This window comes from Bremerella sp. TYQ1 (assembly GCF_020150455.1).
Taxonomy (GTDB): Bacteria; Planctomycetota; Planctomycetia; order Pirellulales; family Pirellulaceae; genus Bremerella; species Bremerella volcania_A.
Genome location: NZ_CP083740.1, coordinates 387,920 through 408,442, shown reverse-complemented (window position 1 = coordinate 408,442; position 20,523 = coordinate 387,920). Strand labels below are relative to the sequence as shown.

The following is a 20,523-nucleotide window of genomic DNA, read 5'->3' as shown; positions in this document are numbered from 1 at the left end:
GGGCGACGAGCCCAGGGATCCCATGAAGATTTGGAATGGGATCAGGCTACGATTTGCGATTCCGCTGGCATTCCGCTCAGCGGAATTAACAGAATTGCGTGACGAGAAGCGCCGCGCAAAGGAAAACGCCCCGTGAAAACGGAGCGTTACGTTTTTCGACTACAGGTCAAACACTTAGCCTGAGGGCTAGGAGATCCCTCAAGTTATATGACACGTTTTCTGCCGAAATTTAGGTCACGGTAGCCATTCACGGATTTCACCTCCAAGGTGATGCTCGAAGAGCCGAATCTGCTCCGGTGGCAATTGGAGCTTTTGCGTCCCGATTTCACAAGGTTCGATCAAGACGGCGAGTTCATCAGGAAATTCGTCGTGTTTCGCGAGATCCGATTTCACTTTCGATAGATACGACTCGTGCTTCTTAGGTGCGAAATCCAAACGGTCGAGGGATAGACCCGCTTTAGCTTGACGCGCAAGTTCCCACATAAAGTACCATTTCGCATCGTGGGACCAGTCGAGCACGATGGGAGCACCTTTCCAGAATATTTTGCGATCTAGGGAATTAAGGACGAGGTCGTTGCGGGGGATTGCATCTTTGTAGGATGCATCGGTGTCTATGAGTTCGCCCGTTTCCTGTAATAGCCACCGATAGTCTTTGGACGATAGGTGGTGAAGCACGTGGGCGATTTCAATCACTGCTCGAACCTTCGAGCAGCTATGTAACTCTACCCACATTTTGCATGCGTCGTCTTTGTTCCAGGTCACGTCTTGGAACCGATGAAGTCGCAGACGCTCCCGAGGAGAAAATACCTGCTCCCACAGATCGCAAGCCGATTTAGGAGTACGAATCCTCAAAGCAGCTTCGCGTAAATTATCGAATGCGGCATTGGATAGCGATTTGTTCAATTGCGCTGGTGCGTTCATCACTTTTGTTCCCTGAATCTGGAGATGGGGTTGCTCAGTGTGTCCATATTTCGTTCGGTTTTCGCATGCCCATTTAGTCATTAGTTGCGAATTCCTGTCAGCGGAACGCCAGCGGAATCTCACTTGGGACACTCGTGATCATGTTCCCAATCGCAACATGATGGTTACCACGACTCATGCCAACCCCAAGCAAACTTCTGTCGTCCGCGGACGCTGCCGAGCGTCTCGGCATTTCCGTGTTAACTCTTTACGAGTGGTTGAGTCAATCCGACTCCGGGCAATTTCAAATACGCGGCCAAAGACTTTTTATTGAGTACAGCCAAGGTGGGGCTAAAGGCCAAGGACGTATCCGAATTTCAGAAAACGAAATCGATCGATTATTGGGATTGATGCGAGTTCAACCCCAGGCTAAGAAACCCCGTCGAAGCCAATCTCCCAAGCCGAAAAGTCATTTCATCACGACTCCCTTAGGGCGGCCGGATTAATCGCATTTCGATCCTACTGATATTACCTTGGCGGCAAAGGCCAGCGGACGGCAATCCGAAGGCCAATAAAGTACCCCTGCCTCATGAATTCTGAGGCAGGGGTTTATTTTGGTACGTAGAATGCTTGCGGTGCAATTGTCGTGTTCGACGCCCCGTCACGACTGAAGAAACTAACAAATCGGCGAAGTGACTTGGTGCGGATTATCTAAGAATCATCTCCAATAGACGTGCCCTCAGAGGCGTTTAGGGAAGTGTCTTGCTAATCGGCCGAAAAAATTGCCTCCCAGCACAGCATTAAAAAGTAGCCGAGGCGCGAAAGCATAAACAAGGCGAAAATCAATCCGCCAATCGTTGCTGCGCTAGGCAGAAACGATCCAAAAAATCGAAACACATTGGAAATGGATAGATCGGAATTGATTAACTCATTCTCTTTCGAATGATTCGAAGTACCTTGAGCTTGAAACATCTCCTCTGATAATGGAGGAGAAGGAGGAATTGGCAAACAATCCACGATATCGTTTGCTTCTGTACAGATTCCTGTCGAGTCGATCACTTTTGTATGCGAGTCAATCAGTCCAACACTCGCTAAGTGTTGAAGTGCTGCAATTCGAAAAGGTCCAAGTTTCCGATTCGCGTGTTCGAAGTACCACTCTTGTTCGCTCATAAAGTTCCTTTCGGATATTGCTCAAATCAATTCAACCCATTTGATGTGAAGATTGCTTATCCTCACGAACCTCCTGCAATCATCCCAATCACGCATCCGAACAGGATGTGCAAAAAGAACACTCCAAACCCTAAAATGTTGATCTGTTGCGCCTTCCAGGGATACGAAGATCTCCATACGTAGTACAAGAAGGAACTAACAAGGACACAGATCATCGGCAGAAAGAGAAACGCGAGCCCATACACGATGAACTCAGATAGCGACAAGCTGTCGCAATCTGTAGGCGTTTGAACGATACGGCGAGGAGCAGGGACGATCTCGGCAGTCACGAGTTCTTCCACCTCGTCGGGTGAATTTCTGACGTTTACAGCAGCTGTCGCATTCGTTCCCGGGACAAGCTGAGCTCTAGCATCCAGGCCAAGTTGTTCTGCCGCACGAACTTTTTGCCCCGAAGCGTCAATCAATCGAGTGCTCGAGTTGAGGATCTTGCCTCTTGCCAATTCGGCAAGTTCATCACGAAAGAACGGACCCACACGTTGCCCGTTGTGCTCAAAGTACCATCCTTCTTGATCCATGAATTCTCTCCTCTCGTAGTGCTTAGTTTTTGTCGAGGGGGAGCCGGTTGGCGTTCTGGTGAAGCCACACAATCGCAAAGATTTCAAATGCCAATGCCCCAAGTGCCATAACGAACATGAAGAAGAAAATAATCTCTCCCGCGGGTGTGGTTTCCGCATAATCGCTTTCTGAGGCAACGACGGCGATCGGGATGATGATGAGAAGCTGAAGCATCACAAAAGCGAGATAGGCCAACATGGTCCACTTCAGAATCTTGGCACCGGACGACCTGAGATTTCGTAGCCTGAGTCCACCGAGCACCTTGAAAGCCGTAGCTGCCAGCGAAGCGAAAAAGTCTGCAACTCCCAAGAGAATCTCAAAGCCAACAAATCGAGAGTCTGGGTGATAGGTTGGGCCTGTCACACAGAACGAGAGATAGCCGATCGCCCAAATCACAGGGCTGACTAAGATCGCGTAGATGCAGATCCAATTGGCGATCGCCGGTAAACGGGGATTGGTCAGCGGAGAATCATTGGGCAACGAAGTTGGAGGGTTAGGAGGGGGAGGAATAACCTCTGGCGCAGGAGGCACCATCTCGGCAAACGGCGGCCACTGCCCCAAGCGTTTCCACTGCGTTCCGCCAACTGGGCACGCGTGGGCTGTGATGGGGATTTCGCCAGCGTTGACCGCGTCAATTACGTGGCCTTGAGGAAAGGGGCCTTCGGCCTTGCCCGCGGTTGAGATCCACCACCGCGTAGTCGCGGCGTGGGACTCCATGGAAGAATCGTTCGTCATAAAAAGGTCCTGGTAGTGGTGGGTCGTAAGCCTGCTGTCGAGGCGGAGAACCTCAAAACAGTTTCAGCAGGACGTACCAGGGCGTGGCTAGGCGCATATAAAAGGACGCCGAACCAGCCTGTCCGTCCAGCCCCACCACAGGGCGCACAGAACAGCACCGGCCGGCGTCCCTTGCGGAACGCAGCCAAGTGCTACTTCTGTGCTTACAAGAGCCTTTCGGCTCAGGGTGGTGAATTTGGACGGAGTAGCCTTGACGCTTGCGCGTCGATCAAATTGTGTTGAATCCGGGCCTAACCGGAGGTGATTGTGTAATTAAATGGAATAACTCGGTGCTCTTCAACTTCGGGAAAAACACCACCGTATGATAGCTCGACGACATCACGACTTCCATGGCTTGGATGGAAGAGACCTTCACGCCTGCCAGCAGGATGTGAAAACGTCGTGCGGTTGCTGAATTCTCTCCTCTTAAGAGCCGCCGAAGTGTATATCGACTGTCGTTTCCAACGCTTAAAAAGCGGTTCTGCCAATAACAAGTTCTATGACACGAAAAACGACCGAATTTAGGTAAGGCTTAACGATTTCTGGCCGTACGGCCGCGTTCTACGGAGATCCAAATGGTAAGCGATCCCCTCATGTATTATGACGCGAAATCGGCCTAAATTTAGCAAAACATGCGGCGAGCGTGCTTGCTTACCCCATTTATCCCCTTCTCAAAAGCTCTAGGCCGCAGACTGCCTCGCTTTGGACTTACCAAGGGCCGCCCAGAGCGGATCGTTGTAGTCGTCGGCCCACTGGGCGTAATGATCCCAGCAAACTTTCGGCGTGTTACCCATCAAACCTGCCAAGACTTCGATCGTGGTGGGTTGGCCCGTGTAGTACCCGGACAAGGTTCGCTTGGCAAACGTGTGGCGACACGTGTAGGTCACCCGGTCGTCCGGTAGGTTGAGCGTTTCCTTGAGATTGCAAAACTGCTGAACGCCGTTGCAGCGTTTCCACTGCTTTCCATGCGTCGTTCGCAGCAGAGGGATCCCGGAGCCCTTCGGTGCTTCGAGCATGAGTTGCCGCGTGATCTCTTCCATCTCCTCACAGAGCATGATCCGCCGATCCTTGCCAGTCTTCTTGGCGGCCTTATGACCGTGGCCCCCCTCTGCGGTACGAGCCTTTAGCAAATAAAACATACCGTGCGGTGTTTCGACGACGTGATCAGCCGTCACCATCGCCATTTCGGAGAACGGACGAGCTCCCGTCAAAATACAACACTTCAGAAACAAGGCATGGGCTTTGTTCGTGGTCGTGTAGATCGCTTTTTCTTCCTCGGGACTGAACGAAGTCACGCGAGCTGTGGCTGCAGGCTTCTGGTAGCTGGCAAGCGGGTTGGTATCAAGGTCATCAAACTTGCAGCAGAAATTGAATGCAGCCTTGATACAGGCAATGACATTCCGCTGCGAGTTGTTGTTCCAGGTCTTGTGCTTTTGGAGCCAGATTCGCAAGTGCTTCTTCTTGAGTTCGGAGACGGACAATGCTCCGCAGTAACCACAGAAGTCGTTCAGCCAGGCTTGGCAAAGACCAACCCACTCTGGGGTCGCCGTGTTCGCAAGATCCGCCAAGTAGATCTCGCAGACTTGGGCTACCGTCCAGTCTTTCGAGGGTGCCGACGAGACAGGCGTCAACTCATCGGTCAACTTGATCCGTGCCAGGGCTAGTTGGGCCGCCTCCTTGTTCTCCTTGCCCCGGATCCGCTCACCATCCTCGTCGAAGAGAGCTTCTCGCTTTTTTGTCCCGGGTGGTGTGTAGTACCAGCAGTCCGTCTGCTTCCAATGCCACGCAGAACCATGCTGCTGGCGACGCGATTTTCGATTCCTTGCCATTTTTAATTACCTCACGGAGTTGCCCCGGTTGCCGCCGGGAATTGACTTATGAAATTCGAGAGAGGACACTAAGAGCTGGAACCGGTTTCGGTTCCTTGCCGCCAAGGGATCACCATGCGGTTTGCCGACCGCGATCCCTTGGTCTTTTTATGCGCGTGCTAAGCGGTAGATGCAGCCAGCCACGAGATTGAAACGAGCGCAGCACGCTCGTCATCCGAAGAATGGGATCCCACATGTTTCAATTCCTTGCCATTTCGACGCGTCGTTATGGAACGCTCGGTTGCCGCCGAACATTCCCACGTCATTTGCTACACAGAATAACTACACTCGTATTTGCGGTGAGTCTGATGCTCTTCGCACAACTCTTTTTTACAACACCACTTAACGCCGAGTCAAGAGATCGTCCTAACATCGTTTTGATACTTGCCGACGATCAAGGGTATAAAGATGTTGCCGCGCATGGGCATCCTTATATCGACACGCCGAATATGGATCGTCTTTTTACGGAAAGCCTTCGCCTGACCGATTTCCATGTGCGTCCGACTTGTGCTCCGACTCGGGCAGCGTTGATGTCTGGTCGCCATCCCATGCGAAGTGGTATCTGGCACACGATCATGGGTCGTTCGTTAATGCGTGGAAACGAGCTAACGCTGGCCGAAGTCTTTCAAGCCAACGGCTATCAGACCGGGATGTTCGGCAAATGGCACTTGGGCGACAACTACCCGATGCGTCCTCAAGACCAAGGGTTTTCGACGGTCGTTCAGCATCTTGGCGGCGGCGTATCGCAAGGACCGGATTACCTGGGGAACGATTACTTTGACGATCACTACTCGCGAAACGGCAACGTCGAAAAGTTCGAAGGCTTCTGCACCGACATCTGGTTTGACGAAGCGATGCAGTTCATGGACGCCCAGCGTGATTCCCCATTCTTCGTCTACCTGGCCACCAACGCTCCGCATCGGCCGTGGAATGTTGATCCGAAGTTAGAGCAAGTCTATCTCGATAAAGGGGTCGCCAAAACGGCTGCCCCTTATTACGCATTGATTAGCAACATCGATGACAACCTGGGGCGACTCCGGAAGTTCCTCCAGGAGAAGCAACTTGCCGACAACACCATCTTACTCTTCATGACCGATAATGGACCTGCCGGGGGCTGGCCTCTCAACGGCGACATGCATTCCAAGCCGTTGCCGCATTTCACCGCCAACATGCGTGGTGCGAAGGGATCGTTGTATGAAGGTGGGCACCGTGTTCCTTGTTTTATTCATTGGCCGGACGGCCAGCTTTCAGGAGGAAAAGACGTTGATCTCCTCGCGACCGACATCGATATCCTTCCAACGCTCGTGTCTTTGACCGGCGTGAAAAAGCCTGACGGCCCTCCGCTTGATGGCATCGATCTTTCTGCCGCGTTGCAAGATCGAGAGTCGATTGACAATGACCGCATTCACGTGATTCAAAGCCAACGTTTGCCGCTGCCTTCGAAGGAGGCCAAAACGGCTGTTCTCAAAGGTCCGTGGCGATTGGTTCTCAATGCGTCTGAGCCTGGCTCGGTCGAACTTTACAACATCGCCGAGGATCCTCGGCAATCGGTAGACCTCGCCCAGAAGCACAGCAAACTAGTCACCGAACTTCAAGCCGCCTACGACGACTGGTTTGCCGATCAATCGCCGATGTTTTCCGAATACAGCCGCATTGCGATCGGTGCTGAAGCAGAGCCTGTGGCACGATTGATGTCGCACGATTGGCTCACCACTGAGATCAGCGACTGTATCTGGAATCAGGCAGGCGTAATCGCCGGTCAAATGGGCAATGGCCCTTGGGCGATCGAAGTGCTCTCTCCTGGAACTTATCAATTTGAGCTTCGTCGCTGGCCAACCGAGAGGCCAGGCCCGATCGAAGCCGACCATGCGAAGATCTCGATCGGCGAGACAATGGCCGAGACGCGTGTTGAACCCGACGCCGAATTCGTGCAGTTTGAATTAGACCTGCCTGCTGGTCCGGCCATGTTGCAGACGATGCTCCGAATTCCAGATCGAGGCAACCAAACTCGCGGGGCATATTACGTCTACGTGCGAAAGCTTCGCTAGAAAACACGTCATTGCATCATGCTCCGAAGACCTTTCACTCCGCCAATGGACTCCCACCAATGCTTCCATCGCGTGCCCTCTTGATTGCTTCCGTCGGCTTGGTGATTGCCGGACAACTTTGCTTCGCGGCTGTGCTTTGTGCCGCATCTGCTGAACGTCCCAACGTCGTCTTGATCATGACGGACGATCAGGGGTATGGAGAGTTTTCGTGCCATGGCAATCCAATCGCCAAGACGCCTCACATCGACAAGCTGGCTTCGGAGGCCGTGCGACTAACGGACTTTCACGTGTCGCCCATGTGTACGCCGACGCGCGGACAGCTGATGACGGGACTCGATGCATTTCGCAATGGGGCAATCAATGTAAGTAGTGGTCGGACATTGCTACGGCCTGAGTTAAAAACGATTGCCGATGTTTTCCGCACCGGTGGCTATCGAACAGGCCTTTTTGGTAAGTGGCACTTAGGAGACAACTATCCGTTTCGCCCGGAAGACCGTGGATTCGACGAGGCGTTGTGGTTTCCATCGTCCCACATCAACAGTGTGCCCGATTACTGGAACAACGATTATTTCGACGACACTTACATCCACAACACCCAGCGAGTTCGCCGCGACGGTTACTGTACCGATGTGTTCTTTGATGAAGCAATCAAGTGGATGGATCAGCAGGACGAGCAGCCATTCTTTGCTTACATTGCATTGAACGCGGCCCATTGGCCATGGTTTGTTCCGGACCATTATCGTTCCGCAATACGAGAGGCACTGGACGACAACAACGAGATTTCCGGCAATATCAAGCCTGTGTTGCGGGACAATCTGATCAGTTTCCTGGCCATGGGAACAAACATCGACGACAACGTCGGAAAGCTTGATCGGTTCCTGCGTGAGTCGGAACAAATGAACAATACGATCGTTGTCTTTCTGACCGATAACGGCAGTACGATGGGGCCAAAGTACTTCAACGCTGGCATGCGTGGAGGGAAGACAACGCTCTGGGAAGGAGGCCACCGAGTCCCTTGTTTTATTCGCTGGCCCAATGGGCTGAAGCTTTCGCACGAAGTGGATGACTTATGTCACGTACAAGATCTGCTTCCAACACTCGCCGCGTTGAGCGGCATCGCGGAACATACTCCTGAGAAGTTGGACGGGACGTCGCTGAAAGCCGTGTTGGAGGATCCCGACATGAGCTTGGAGGAACGAATGCTAGTCATTAATTACAGTCGCATGCCAACATTTCGGGTGAAGTATACGACTGAGAACCCAGCATTGCCGCATAAAGATGGAGCGTTAGTGATGTGGAAACATTGGCGTCTTCTCGAAAATCGCGAATTGTACAACGTAAAGGATGATCCTGAGCAGCGACACAACATCGCGGCACGGCACCAGAAAATCGTTGAGAAGATGCGGGCGAGACTGGATGGATGGTGGAGTGAAGTGGAGGGGGACGTGCTGACACCGCAGAGAGTGATCATCGGTCACAATGCAGAGAACCCGCTGCTTCTGACCGCTTGCGAATGGTTGGACGTGTTCGTCGACCAGCAAATTCAAATTCGCCGCGGAGTACCAAAGAATGGTTCCTGGCACGTCACGGTGGCAGAAACGGGGACATACGAGCTAGAGCTTCGTCGTTGGCCAAAGGAAAGTCGCCTGAAGCTGCACGAAGGTTGTCCTGAACTTCAGGTTACCGACGGAACCTTTCTTGAAGGAACCGCATTACCGATCGCACGAGCAACGCTTCGTCTCGATGATCGTAAGATTTTGCTGGCTCAGCCCGATCGGGATAAAACTGCTTTCGTAACCCAGGCAAAACTAGATTCCGGACCACTTGAAATTCGTGCGACATTCTTCGACAAAGCAGGCACAGAGATCTGCGGTGCCTACTATCTTTATGTCAGACGAATAGACTGATCACTCACCGATCGCTTCTATGGCTTCTCTACAAATTGGATTTCGCTGCTGATCAGACTGCCATCTTCGGTTTGAATGGTCATGTACCACAGCTTCGCCTCTTCCGGAGGTGCTGGAGCAACGACGTTGTTTTCGTGAACGGTCGCCGGCGTTGTCTTCCAGTTGTGGGCGTTGACCACTTTGTCGTCCACCGTCCAATGAATGGCGGCCTGGGTGATCGGTCCGTTTTGGTATGGCATTTCGACCTGGCCGTTTTTCAGGGCTACTTGCCCGACGGTCGGCAGTGGTTTCCCTTGCTTGAGCCACTGATCCATATAACGACCAATTTGCGGTGGGTTCCATCCGCCAGGGTGACTGTGGGGCATCTTCACGGTGATCGATAGTTGCTTGGACACGCTACTGGGGACTACGTGAAAGCTTTTCATGTAGCTATCCAGCGGATAGGCGAAGTCGTTCGTACCGTTGACGAAAAGAATCGGCATCGAGACGGCAGGAAGGTACTGCTTCGGATCCCAAAGCGTTTCCCAGCGTTGCTTTTGCTGAGGCGTCATTCGCTCGAAACGATCGAGCCACTTGCTGTTGTCGGTGAGAAAGCCGCAGCCATAAACAGGAACCGCCGCATGGAAGCGTGAATCGACGCCAGCAACAATGCACGTGAGATAACCACCCCAGCTAATTCCCGTGACGCCGGTTCGTTCACCGTCGACTTCGGGAAAACTGCGGATCAGAGAGTGGGCGAGAATTACGTTGGCGACTGCATGGTATTGCCACTGCTCGTTTACGTTATCGTCGATGTGCCCGAATTTATGCTCATCTCCATGGAACGGACCACCATCCTTCAAACGCGTGCGGTTCTTTTGATTGTGGGGATTCTCGCCTTCGATAGGCCGACTTCCGGCCAGATCCATGGCGATGGCCGCATAGCCCCGCTTGGCCCACAACTCGGTCCATTCCCGAAACGCGGTCCCACCACCGCCATGAATACAAACAATGGCCGGAAGATCTTTGTCGAGACTTTTGTCTCCCAAAACCGAGCCAGGTGTCGCATAATAAGCGAAGACACGTGTGGGATGCCCTTCAAAGGCTTCGCCGATGAAAGTCATCGATTTAACAGGAGAATCGGCGTCGACCCACTCGAACTTCGGAGCTTTTGACAGCTGGGTTAAATCCCACGGTTGGGTTTCAGGAAGATTCGGTGAAGGCTGAATTGGATCGGCAAAAGCGGCCGAACCAACAGATAGAATCAACCAAACAACAAAGAGCGGAAGATAGGTAAACCGCGAAGACATAGGCCAGGCTCGCTGAGGTGGGACGGGGTGAAGTAGAACCGCATTCTATCAGCCCCTGCAGCGTCCAGCGAGCAACTTTTGGCGACGTGGGTTTGACGTTTAGGTTAATTCAAGTTCCCTTACTTCTGCTCATTTAATAGGCAATTCCGACCACCAAGCGAGGTCGCCAAGGATGTGCCAAATCGCTGCAAGGCGTACATCCAGCGAGACTTACGATTACAGCGAGCAGGGTGTAAGCATAAAATTGGCACGACAAATGCACCCTTAAGATTTGTCCTTACGGGAGGACTCAGGCAATTTCAACTCGTCTGGCAGAGACGACCTTTCCTCCCCCGGCGGAACAATCTGGCCCCACTAGATTTCTCATTAGGAGAAGAAGAACGTGCAAGGGCAAACGCAGTCCCAAAGCTATTCCGAGCCCAATCTTGTTGCCAACTACGACGTTGGCGAATTCTATGACGAAATGTTCTCCCCCGGTGGTTCGCCCCGCACGAACTGCCAGTTGCTGTATCAACATATTCAAGAGCTGACCTCGAACGATCTGCGTAAACGAAAAACGGCAGCGGAACGTTCGATGATTCGGCTTGGCATTACCTTCAATGTGTATGGGGAAGAAGAAGGAACGGAGCGAATCATCCCGTTCGATATTCTTCCGCGAATCATTCAGGGCGAGCAGTGGTCGTGGATATCAAAAGGACTGAAGCAGCGTATCGTCGCGCTCAATATGTTCATCGACGACATCTACAACGAGCAAAAGATCCTCAAAGACGGGATCATCCCGGAACATGTGGTGAAGTCCGCGAGCAGCTTTCGTCCGCAGTGTGTCGGATTGAAGCCACCGAACGGGATCTGGTGCCATATCACTGGCACCGATTTGGTCCGTGATGCTGACGGCGAGTTTTACGTTCTGGAAGACAATCTTCGCTGCCCATCCGGCGTGTCGTATGTGCTGCAAAATCGTCAATTGATGAAACAGACATTCCCCGGTCTGTTCGAGGCTCAGTTCGTTCGCCCTGTCGACGACTACTGTAGCCAGTTGCTCGATGCATTGAATCATCTTGCTCCGGAACATGTCGAGAAGCCACAAGTGGCGGTGCTTTCGCCGGGCATTTACAACTCGGCCTATTTCGAGCATTCATTCCTCGCTCAGCAGATGGGAGTGGAATTAGTCGAAGGCCGCGACTTAGTCGTTCGAGATCGACGCGTCTACGCACGCACCACCAAAGGGCTGCGAAGTGTTGACGTGATCTACCGCCGCATCGACGACGACTTCCTCGACCCACACGTCTTCCGGAAGGACTCGATGCTTGGCGTGCCTGGCATTATCGATGCCTACCGAGCCGGAAACGTTGCTTTGGCGAATGCCCCAGGCACCGGGATCGCCGACGACAAAGTGATCTACGCGTACGTTCCCGACATGATCAAGTATTACCTGAGTGAAGATGCCATTCTGCCGAACGTTCCGACGTACGTTTGCTGGGATGACGCACAGCGAGATCACGTCATCAAAAACATCGCCGACATGGTAGTTAAGCCAGCCAACGAGTCTGGCGGATACGGCATGCTGATTGGCCCTCGGTCCAGCAAAGAAGAGCATCAGAAGTTTGTTGAACTGATCAAAGCTAATCCGCGGAATTACATCGCCCAGCCGACACTTTCCCTCTCCCGGGCACCTGTCATCATTGACGACCACTTAGAGGGTAGGCATGTCGACTTGCGACCGTTTATTATCTATGGACGAGACATCTATGTATTGCCCGGCGGACTAACACGTGTTGCCCTGCGAAAGGGGTCGCTCGTGGTGAACTCGTCCCAGGGGGGCGGAAGCAAAGACACCTGGGTCGTGTAGGAGTGAAAGGTTCTTCATGTTAAGTCGCGTTGCCGACTCCATCTATTGGACCAGCCGTTACATTGAACGCGCTGAGGCCGTTGCTCGTTTCATCGCCGTCAACTTGAACATCAGCATGGACCTGTCGACGGCAGGAAACCAGCAATGGTTGCCGTTGGTCACCACCACTGGGGATGACGAAGGGTTCAAAGAAACCTACGGCGAATCCAGCAAACGGAATGTGATCGAGTTCCTGACGTTTGATCGCAATAACCCGAATTCCATTCTTTCGTGCTTGATCAAAGCACGCGAGAACGCCCGCAGTATCCGCGAACGCATCTCGGCCGAAATGTGGGAGCACATCAACCGCTTCTACCTGATGGTCAAAGATGTCGGCGATGCCGAAGGTATTCTGGATGACCTGCCGGACTTCTACGAAGCAGTCCGCAACTCCGGTCAGCAGTTTGTGGGCGTGACCGACGCCACCATGACTCACGGCGAAGGATGGCACTTCTGTCAGCTCGGACGTTTCCTCGAACGTGCCGATAAGATGTCGCGCATCCTCGATGTGAAGTATTACATCTTGCTGCCCAGTCCTCAGCATGTCGGAAGCCCGTTCGACGATCTTCAGTGGGCTGCCCTGCTCCGCTCAGCAAGTGCGTATGAAATGTATCGTCAGCGTTTTGGCCGGATCGTGCCGCAAAACGTGGTCGACTTCTTGATGCTCGACAAAGAGTTCCCCCGAGCTGTGCTGCACTGCCTGACACATGCGAACGAATCGCTGCATGCCATCACAGGCAGCGATATCGAAGGGTTCACCAACTTGCCGGAACAGCGACTCGGACAGTTGCGAGCAGAATTCGCATTCACCAGTGCGAACGATATTATCGCCCGAGGGTTGCACGAATTCATCGACGATTTCCAGCAGCGGCTGAATCTCGTTGGCGAATCGATCGGCACGACATTCTTCAGTCTGCAAGCGGCGTAAGAAAGTCAGCGTTTAGTTCTGGTTCTGTTGCTGCGATCCGCCACTTCCATTGGAAGATGGCTTATCGGTCTTAGGATCGAGCGGCATTACGTCGACGCCGACCTGCATTGAACGGGTCCCCCCACCCATCACCACTCCTTGGATGGGCGAAACGTCCTCGAAGTCGCGACCATGTGCCAACGTGATGTGATCGGTACCGACCATCACTTTGTTCGTCGGATCGAAGTCGATCCAGCCGAGCTCTTGTCCGCAGAACACCGAAAACCACGCATGCGATGCGTCGGCCCCGACAAGTCGCGGCTTACCAGGAGGCGGTTGCGTTCTCAAGTAACCACTGACATATCGAGCCGGAAGCCCCAAGGCTCTCAGCGAGCCAATGCCAACATGGGCAAAGTCTTGGCAGACTCCGTGACGCTGGCGAACGACCTCTTCCAAAGGCGTTTGAATATTAGTTGCCGAGGAGTCGTACTTATAGTCGGTAAAAATCCGCGACGTAAGATCCATCGCCGCTTCGACGATCGGACGACCACGTGTGAACGCCGCTTTGCCATATTCGGTAAGGATCGGAAGAAATCGTATGTGCCGCGAAGGGTACAAGAACTGCCGAACCTCCAGCGGAAATTCTCGCTGCTTGCCTAATGCTGCCAGCTCTTCCCAGGCTGGCGAATTCGTCACCGATGTAGGTGGCTTGATCGTTACCCGGCTGGTCGACGTGATGGTCATTCCATCATGTGGCTCGCTCAGTGCAAAGTAATGCACCTGATTGCCAAAGTAATCGGTTCGCGAAACGACCGATCGCGGCTTCGGCTCGACCAACAGGGCAAAGTCTTCCACGCTTTGCCGATGTGTCGTCGGTACTCGCAAATGCAATAAATTGTGAGCGACCGAAGCAGGTTCGGAATATCGATAGGCCGTCTTATGTTGAACTTGGTATCGCACAGTCAGCAGTCGCTTTGACAACTAGGGGCGTATCTCGACCAGGTGAGACTGAGGCATCGAATGAACCAGGTAACGCTGCGTCACCACATCCGATAGCTTGGGAAGCAGAACCTCAATTTCCTGAAGTAGCAAGTGCAACGATTCGCCGGCAGAAAGGGCACCAGGAGCTCGAACGCGTGTCACGTCGAACATTCGCACCTCATGCAGAAGCGACATCGCCAGACGCTGCTCGACGGTGTACCCGGCATGGTCGGCAATGTTAGGCAGATCATTCACGTGATCCAAAAGCTGAGCCAGTTGGCGTGCAATTGAACGGGGATTGGTTTCGTCGGTGACCAACAAATCGAGCACCGCCCCCAGATGCATTTCTTCCAGGTAACGCGAGCGATACGTGATCAAGCTATCGGAAATCTCTAAAAGAGCCTCTAGTATGGCCGTCAAATCGCCGGCCGGTAGCACCAAACAGTTCCGCATCAACCGCGAACTTTGCGTGGCTCGCTCCATACGACGCCCCATGTCCAGGAAGTGGTAGACCTGAGTTCGCGTGATGCTTTCGGAAATGATCCCGGAAAACGCCGCGAGGTCAAGGATCAGATCGTCCAACAGTGCCAGACAATCGGACAGATCCCAGTAACCACTGCTGGGTGCCTGAAATCCTTGATCGACGCGGTGCAGTACTCGCCAACTATCGGCGGAAACGCGGTCGCGACTGCGGGACGTCAAACGGAAGATTTGCGTCACGATCGAACGCAAACTCATTGAATTCTGTTCGTCGAAGATGTTCGCCGCCAGGTTACGTTCGATCGGCGGCAATTGGGCTCGCATCTCGTCGACACCATAGCTGGTCTCGATAATTCCCATCTCGGCCATCGTACGAATCAAGATCCGCACCTCCGGCATCTCATCCAGCTGCTCTTCACTCGTCAGTCGTGAAATGGTCGTTCGCAAGATTCTCGCGGTGACATCGGCTCGTTCCAGGTTTCGCCCCAACCAGAACAAGTTCTCAGCGATGCGGCTGGGCAGTTCTCCACCGGTTCGTTTGAGTTCAACCCCATGTTCCGGCTGAGTCAGCAGACTAACACGCGCAATCGGAGCCGAAGAAAGAACCCAAGCATCCTTGCTGCGTTCCCCCACTTGCAGCGACGACTCCAACGGTTGTAGTTCGCCACTTAGTCGAACGAGTCCGCCTGGCATGGTCTCGAATTCGTTTTGCCCTAAGACGGCAAACGATCGAAGTGCGATGTGTGCCGGCGTAAGCGACTTCTTGGAATAGACCGGGCTCGTAGAACGAACGACTTGTTCCTGTGCGACGAACATGTCGGGGTCGGCTTGGATCATGCGAATGAGTTTTTCGCGATCCCCTTCTTTTTGCACGCGGTAAATGGGCGTGCGTGTGCCCCGGTTTCGATACGCCGGCTTGATCAGAAGCTTGTCGATGTTGTCGATAACGTAACCGAGCGAGTCGGACTCGCCGCATCGCCATGTGGCCACGCCTGGCAAAATGAGTGGCTCGCCAAGCAAGTGTTGGCAAAGCTGCGGCATGAACGTCATAAAAATCGGCGACTCGACAATCCCGGATCCGAGCGGATTGAGAATGACGACATTCTTCATGCGGCAGACTTGCAGCAGTTCCGGAACCCCGCCGGCACAGTGGCTTATCTCGAGCGGGTCGCATTGATCGCTGTTCGGCCGGCGAATGATGACATCGACCGGCAAAAGCCCACCCAGCGTCTTGAGCATCACTCGGTTGCCGCGTACCGCCAAGTCGGCCGGTTCAACGAGTGTGTAACCGAGATAACGTGCCAGGTACGCATCCTCGAAATAGTTTGGATTCTCCGCTCCATTGCTAAGGATGACAACACGAGGATTCGTGACACGAGAGCATGCCCTTAGGACAGCCTCTTTCACTTTCATGAAATAGCCAGCCAAACGCTGAACGTTTTCCTTCCGAAAAAGGCTCGGCGTCATGCGGGACTGAATGATTCGGTTTTCCAGCGCAAAGCCGCTACCCGATGGGGACTCGCTACGATCCCCTTGCACCCACCAACTTCCATCGGGCGAGCGCGACAAGTCGGCTGCATAGAAGTAAAGGAAGTTATTGCCCGGCGGATTCTGACCATGAAAGCAGCGGTAATAGCCAGGATGCCGGAACAGGACTTCTTCGGGCAGGATTCCACTTCGCAGCAAATCTTGCGGACCGTATAGATCTTGCAAGATCAGCTGCATCAGCTTGCCGCGTTGCTTGAGCCCTTGCGAGACATGGTCCCACTCGCTGCTGGGAATTAACACCGGCAGCGGATCAAGCTCCCACGGCCGAGCCCGACGGTCTTGCTCAGGGCTTCCAACGCCGGCGCCCACGTAGGCAAGCCCCGTACGTTGAAGAACTTTCTGCATTTGCTGCCAGCGACGTTGAAATTCGCCGGCTCCGATTTCTCGCATCCCACTGACGAAACTTTGCCAATGGGGACGTATTTGCGTACCGTCGTTCAGCTCATCGTATATGTCGGGAATCGGCTTATACGGAGTAAACAGGTCGGCGGACGCATCGTTTTGTGCGGGAATTCTGGTCACCGAGACCTCGGGCTGTCCAAAATGAGGTGTTACGCAATCCCTGCGTGGGGTTACAGATGCTTCGTTTTACCCCGTCTCAAATCGAGCGTGAAGGGGAATTCGCGCGAGGACTCGTCCGGCGGGAGTTCGACATAACCGGGCGTGTGCCCCATTTTCTCGAATCTTGTACCTCGCCGCGACTCGGCCTCGAACGCATTCACTGGGAATGCTTCTGGATTATTCCCCCCCGGATGCCCCACATGATAGCGGCATCCACCCAAGCTTCTTTGGAACCACCCATCGTACAAATCAATCGTCAACGGTTCGTCAACTGGAATGGTCGGATGCAAACAGCTGGGCGGCTGCCAGGCTCGGTAGCGGACGCCAGCAACAAACTCCTGCTCGGTTCCCGTCGGATGCAGTGGAATACGACGTCCGTTGCACATCAGGATGTGACGTTCGGCGATCGCACCGCGGACTTTGACCTGCATCCGTTCCAGCGACGAGTCGACGTAACGGGCCGTAAATCCTTGCCCTGCTTCTTCTCCGAGAACGTACCACGGCTCGATTGCTTTTCGCAGTTCGACCTGGACACCTCGGTGCGAGAACTCCCCAATCTTGGGAAATTTGAACTCAAAGTGAGGGAGGAACCAATACGGTTCCAGGCGGAATCCGGCATCCTGAGTTTCTTGGATGACGTCCTCAAAATCTTGATAATTAAAGTGCGGCAACATGAATCGATCGTGCAGACTGGTGTCCCAATCGACCAAAGGCGCCTTATAAGGGCTTTCCGCAAAGCGAGCCATTAAAGCTCGCAGTAGCAGCTGCTGCGTAAGACTCATTCGGGCGTGCGGCGGCATCTCGAACGCTCGGAACTCCAACAAGCCGCGGCGACCGGAGGCATTGTCTGGCGAGAAAAGCTTGTCGATACAGAATTCAGCACGGTGGGTGTTCCCGGTGATATCCACCAGCAAGTTGCGGAAAACCCGGTCGACCAACCATGGCGAAAACTGCCCCTTATCGGGGATCTGCTCGAAGGCGATCTTCAGTTCATAGATGGCATCGCGACGCCCTTCGTCAACGCGCGGGGCCTGACTTGTTGGGCCGATAAAGTTGCCGCTGAACAAATACGACAGCGACGGATGATTGTGCCAATACGCGATCAAGCTACGCAGAATATCAGGTCGCTGCAGGAAGGGGCTTTCCGCTGGTGTCGGTCCCCCCAGCACGACATGGTTCCCACCGCCGGTTCCGGTGTGAGTCCCATCGCGGTTGAACTTTTCAGTCCCCAGACGCGTGTGATGAGCGTCTTCATAAACGCCTGTGGTGATGTCGACCAATTCCTGCCAATTGTTGGCTGGATGGACATTCACTTCGATGACGCCAGGGTCTGGGGTCACGCTCAAATGATTCACACGATCATCGTGCGGAGGCAGGTAACCTTCGATAATGACGGGAGCCTGCAATTCCGTCGCGACGTTTTCAACCGCCGTGATCAACTCTAAGTAGCCTTCCATGCGATCGACCGGAGGCATGAAGACATGCAGACAGCCGTTCCGCGGTTCAACACATAGTGCCGTGCGAACGAGTTGATTCAACGGGTTCGGCCCGCCATTGTCACTCCAATCGCCAGGCCCGAAGAACCCATCCGATACGAGACTTTGACCGCTCATTCCTTGAGGACGCGAAGGACTTCGATAGTCGTCCCCTCCGGACGTCTTCATCGACCATGGCTTGCCGGAGTCTCCTCCAACCATCGCAGGCGTCCGCCGCGCCATGAACTCGGCATACGATGGCAACGGCGTTGATTCAGCCATCGGATCCAATGGGAACAGTGCCGCTGACTGGTCTTCGGTTTCGTAGACAAGCGATTTCAACGGCAACCGCAAACCCATCGCGGAGTCGCCGGGGATAAGGAACAATTCGTCGCTTCGGACGACCCATTCGCCACTTTCCCAGCAAGGCTGTGCGGCCCACCAGAGGTAACGAACCGGCAGCACAACACCGACCGGCGAGGTGAGCCCTTGCTCGAACACTTTGGCAATGCGTTCGCGTTCTTCTTTGTCTTCCAGCTTGGAATCATGAATGTCGACATTCACCGGCAGGCGACGTTCCATCCATGTGTAATAGAACGCGTCTTCGTAGGCGTAATTCGCATGGTTTGGTTCGACGCCAAGCTGTTCGGCGAGTTTCTGCATGAACTGCATCGCCAGATCGGTATCGTGGCCGTAGTTCATCCCATCTTCGGCCAACAGCGTCGGGTCTCTCCAAATCGGCTCGCCGTCGTGTCGCCAATAGCATCGGAAGGCCCAGCGTGGAAGCGATTCACCGGGGTACCACTTCCCTTGTCCGTAGTGCAGGAAGCCCCCTTCGCCGAAACGTTTGAATAGCTTCCGCATCAGCTTGTCGGCCATACCTCGCTTGGTTGGACCGACAGCCGCCGTGTTCCACTCGTCCCCTTCCATGTCGTCGATGGAAACGAACGTTGGTTCGCCCCCCATCGTCATCTTGATGCCGACACGATCGAGATGTTTGTCGACCTCGTGTCCTAAGGCCTGAATATCTTCCCACTCGTCATCGGTGTAAGGCTTCGTAACCCGTGGGTCTTCGTGGAAACGGGTGACTTTCATCTCGAAGTCGAACTCGACTTCGCACTTTTCATGTGTCCCCGAAACCGGAGCAGCCGTCAGTGGCGACGGGGTACACGCAAGCGGAATGTGCCCTTCTCCGGCGAACAAACCAGACGTTGGATCGAGCCCAACCCAGCCTGCCCCCGGCAGGAAGACTTCCGTCCACGCGTGCAGGTCGGTAAAGTCCTGCTCGGGACCGGAAGGGCCATCGAGCGACTTGATGTCTGGCGTCAATTGGCAGATGTAGCCGGATGCGAAGCGGGCCGCGAGACCGAAGTGACGCAGCATCTGAACCAAAAGCCACGCCGAGTCGCGACACGAACCGAGTCGCTTCTCCAAGGTTTCTTCTGGCGTCTGAACACCGTGCTCCATACGCACGGTGTAGGCGATATCATTTTGAAGACGCTGGTTGATATCGACCAGGAAGTCGACGATACGCCGCGGGGTCACATCGACGCCATCCAGGTATTCGGTCAGCAGCGGGCCGTGCGGTTCCTTTTCCAGGAACGGAGCCAGGTCGGTCTTCAGGGGCTCTTGGTAGGTGATCGGGAAGTCTTCCGCGTCGGGCTCCAAAAAGAAGTCGAACGGGTTAATCACCGTCATTTCGGCGATCAAGTCGACGTCGACCGTGAAGTGATCGACCGGTTCTGGGAAGACAACGCGAGCGGCAAAGTTGCCGTGAGGGTCTTGTTGCCAGTTAAGAAAGTGGGGCTGCGGATTGATTCGCAGCGAGTAACTGTGGATGGGGGTGCGGCAATGCGGAGCCGGCCGCAGGCGAATGGTTTGGGCACCCACACCGATCTTGCGATCGTACTTGTACTTAGTCGAATGATGTAACGCCGTCAGGATCGCCATAGAAGCCTCAATGATAGTCGAATCGCGGGAGAGAAATGCCATCGCCACAGAGGCACATTTTCAGTCCGCGAGTTCGACAAAATCGAAAAAACCCGTTACTGCCAGCCGCCTGCACGTTTATTGGCACGATCCGCTTAAGCGGAATTGCAAATAACGCGCCAA

The 20,523-nt window shown here is 53.9% G+C and carries 13 protein-coding genes; 4 read left to right on the top strand and 9 right to left on the bottom strand.

The features are described from left to right. Positions 1–234: 234 nt before the first annotated feature. The 5 genes from LA756_RS01550 to LA756_RS01525 all read right to left on the bottom strand — a co-directional run bounded on the left by LA756_RS01550 (position 235) and on the right by LA756_RS01525 (position 5,288). A complete protein-coding gene (locus LA756_RS01550; RefSeq protein WP_224438130.1) occupies positions 235–1,002 on the bottom strand; it encodes a hypothetical protein in 768 nt (255 codons plus the stop codon). A gap of 663 nt (positions 1,003–1,665) precedes the next feature. After that, positions 1,666–2,070, bottom strand: coding sequence for a DUF4339 domain-containing protein (locus tag LA756_RS01540; RefSeq protein WP_224438128.1), 405 nt, complete (start codon positions 2,068–2,070; stop codon positions 1,666–1,668). Positions 2,071–2,132: 62 nt separating this feature from the next. Further along, positions 2,133–2,645, bottom strand: coding sequence for a DUF4339 domain-containing protein (locus LA756_RS01535; RefSeq protein ID WP_224438127.1), 513 nt, complete (start codon positions 2,643–2,645; stop codon positions 2,133–2,135). 22 nt (positions 2,646–2,667) lie between these two features. After that, positions 2,668–3,420, bottom strand: a complete 753-nt coding sequence (locus LA756_RS01530; protein WP_224438126.1) for a DUF4339 domain-containing protein — start codon at positions 3,418–3,420, stop codon at positions 2,668–2,670. Positions 3,421–4,139: 719 nt separating this feature from the next. Then, positions 4,140–5,288 (bottom strand): hypothetical protein, encoded by a 1,149-nt coding sequence (locus tag LA756_RS01525; RefSeq protein ID WP_224438125.1) that lies wholly within the window; start codon positions 5,286–5,288, stop codon positions 4,140–4,142. Between the two features lie 347 nt (positions 5,289–5,635). Here LA756_RS01525 and LA756_RS01520 point away from each other — a divergent pair, with 347 nt between their 5' ends. Together LA756_RS01520 and LA756_RS01515 are read left to right on the top strand one after the other, a co-directional pair. Beyond that, entirely contained in the window at positions 5,636–7,375 is a 1,740-nt protein-coding gene (locus LA756_RS01520; protein WP_224438124.1) for an arylsulfatase, read from the top strand. Between the two features lie 59 nt (positions 7,376–7,434). Next, complete coding sequence (locus LA756_RS01515; protein WP_224438123.1) at positions 7,435–9,282, top strand: arylsulfatase; 1,848 nt, start codon at positions 7,435–7,437, stop codon at positions 9,280–9,282. A gap of 17 nt (positions 9,283–9,299) precedes the next feature. Here the strand turns inward: LA756_RS01515 and LA756_RS01510 are convergent, their stop codons facing one another. Continuing rightward, the gene (locus tag LA756_RS01510) at positions 9,300–10,571 is read right to left on the bottom strand and encodes a S9 family peptidase (protein WP_224438122.1); all 1,272 of its coding nucleotides are present in this window, start codon (positions 10,569–10,571) and stop codon (positions 9,300–9,302) included. A gap of 463 nt (positions 10,572–11,034) precedes the next feature. On the opposite strand from LA756_RS01510, the gene LA756_RS01505 reads away from it, so the two are divergent. Continuing rightward, positions 11,035–12,420, top strand: a complete 1,386-nt coding sequence (locus tag LA756_RS01505) for a circularly permuted type 2 ATP-grasp protein (protein ID WP_224440453.1) — start codon at positions 11,035–11,037, stop codon at positions 12,418–12,420. 16 nt (positions 12,421–12,436) lie between these two features. Further along, a complete protein-coding gene (locus tag LA756_RS01500) occupies positions 12,437–13,387 on the top strand; it encodes an alpha-E domain-containing protein (protein ID WP_224438121.1) in 951 nt (316 codons plus the stop codon). Positions 13,388–13,399: 12 nt separating this feature from the next. Here the strand turns inward: LA756_RS01500 and LA756_RS01495 are convergent, their stop codons facing one another. Genes LA756_RS01495 through LA756_RS01485 form a run of 3 tightly spaced genes read right to left on the bottom strand, consistent with a single transcriptional unit; the run spans position 13,400 to position 20,361 of the window. Further along, on the bottom strand, positions 13,400–14,347 hold the full coding sequence (locus LA756_RS01495) for a transglutaminase family protein (RefSeq protein ID WP_224438120.1): 948 nt from the start codon (positions 14,345–14,347) through the stop codon (positions 13,400–13,402). Then, positions 14,348–16,897, bottom strand: a complete 2,550-nt coding sequence (locus LA756_RS01490; protein ID WP_224438119.1) for a circularly permuted type 2 ATP-grasp protein — start codon at positions 16,895–16,897, stop codon at positions 14,348–14,350. It abuts the gene before it with no gap. Between the two features lie 50 nt (positions 16,898–16,947). Continuing rightward, the gene (locus LA756_RS01485) at positions 16,948–20,361 is read right to left on the bottom strand and encodes a DUF2126 domain-containing protein (protein WP_224438118.1); all 3,414 of its coding nucleotides are present in this window, start codon (positions 20,359–20,361) and stop codon (positions 16,948–16,950) included. Positions 20,362–20,523: the final 162 nt, after the last annotated feature.

What these genes read in the sequence shown, in the direction of transcription:
- LA756_RS01540 (WP_224438128.1), bottom strand. Translation starts at nt 2,070, where the DNA reads ATGAGCGAACAAGAGTGGTACTTCGAACACGCGAATCGGAAACTTGGA.
- LA756_RS01535 (WP_224438127.1), bottom strand. Translation starts at nt 2,645, where the DNA reads ATGGATCAAGAAGGATGGTACTTTGAGCACAACGGGCAACGTGTGGGT.
- LA756_RS01500 (WP_224438121.1), top strand. Translation starts at nt 12,437, where the DNA reads ATGTTAAGTCGCGTTGCCGACTCCATCTATTGGACCAGCCGTTACATT.
- LA756_RS01515 (WP_224438123.1), top strand. Translation starts at nt 7,435, where the DNA reads ATGCTTCCATCGCGTGCCCTCTTGATTGCTTCCGTCGGCTTGGTGATT.
- LA756_RS01520 (WP_224438124.1), top strand. Translation starts at nt 5,636, where the DNA reads ATGCTCTTCGCACAACTCTTTTTTACAACACCACTTAACGCCGAGTCA.
- LA756_RS01550 (WP_224438130.1), bottom strand. Translation starts at nt 1,002, where the DNA reads ATGACTAAATGGGCATGCGAAAACCGAACGAAATATGGACACACTGAG.
- LA756_RS01485 (WP_224438118.1), bottom strand. Translation starts at nt 20,361, where the DNA reads ATGGCGATCCTGACGGCGTTACATCATTCGACTAAGTACAAGTACGAT.
- LA756_RS01530 (WP_224438126.1), bottom strand. Translation starts at nt 3,420, where the DNA reads ATGACGAACGATTCTTCCATGGAGTCCCACGCCGCGACTACGCGGTGG.
- LA756_RS01525 (WP_224438125.1), bottom strand. Translation starts at nt 5,288, where the DNA reads ATGGCAAGGAATCGAAAATCGCGTCGCCAGCAGCATGGTTCTGCGTGG.
- LA756_RS01505 (WP_224440453.1), top strand. Translation starts at nt 11,035, where the DNA reads ATGTTCTCCCCCGGTGGTTCGCCCCGCACGAACTGCCAGTTGCTGTAT.
- LA756_RS01510 (WP_224438122.1), bottom strand. Translation starts at nt 10,571, where the DNA reads ATGTCTTCGCGGTTTACCTATCTTCCGCTCTTTGTTGTTTGGTTGATT.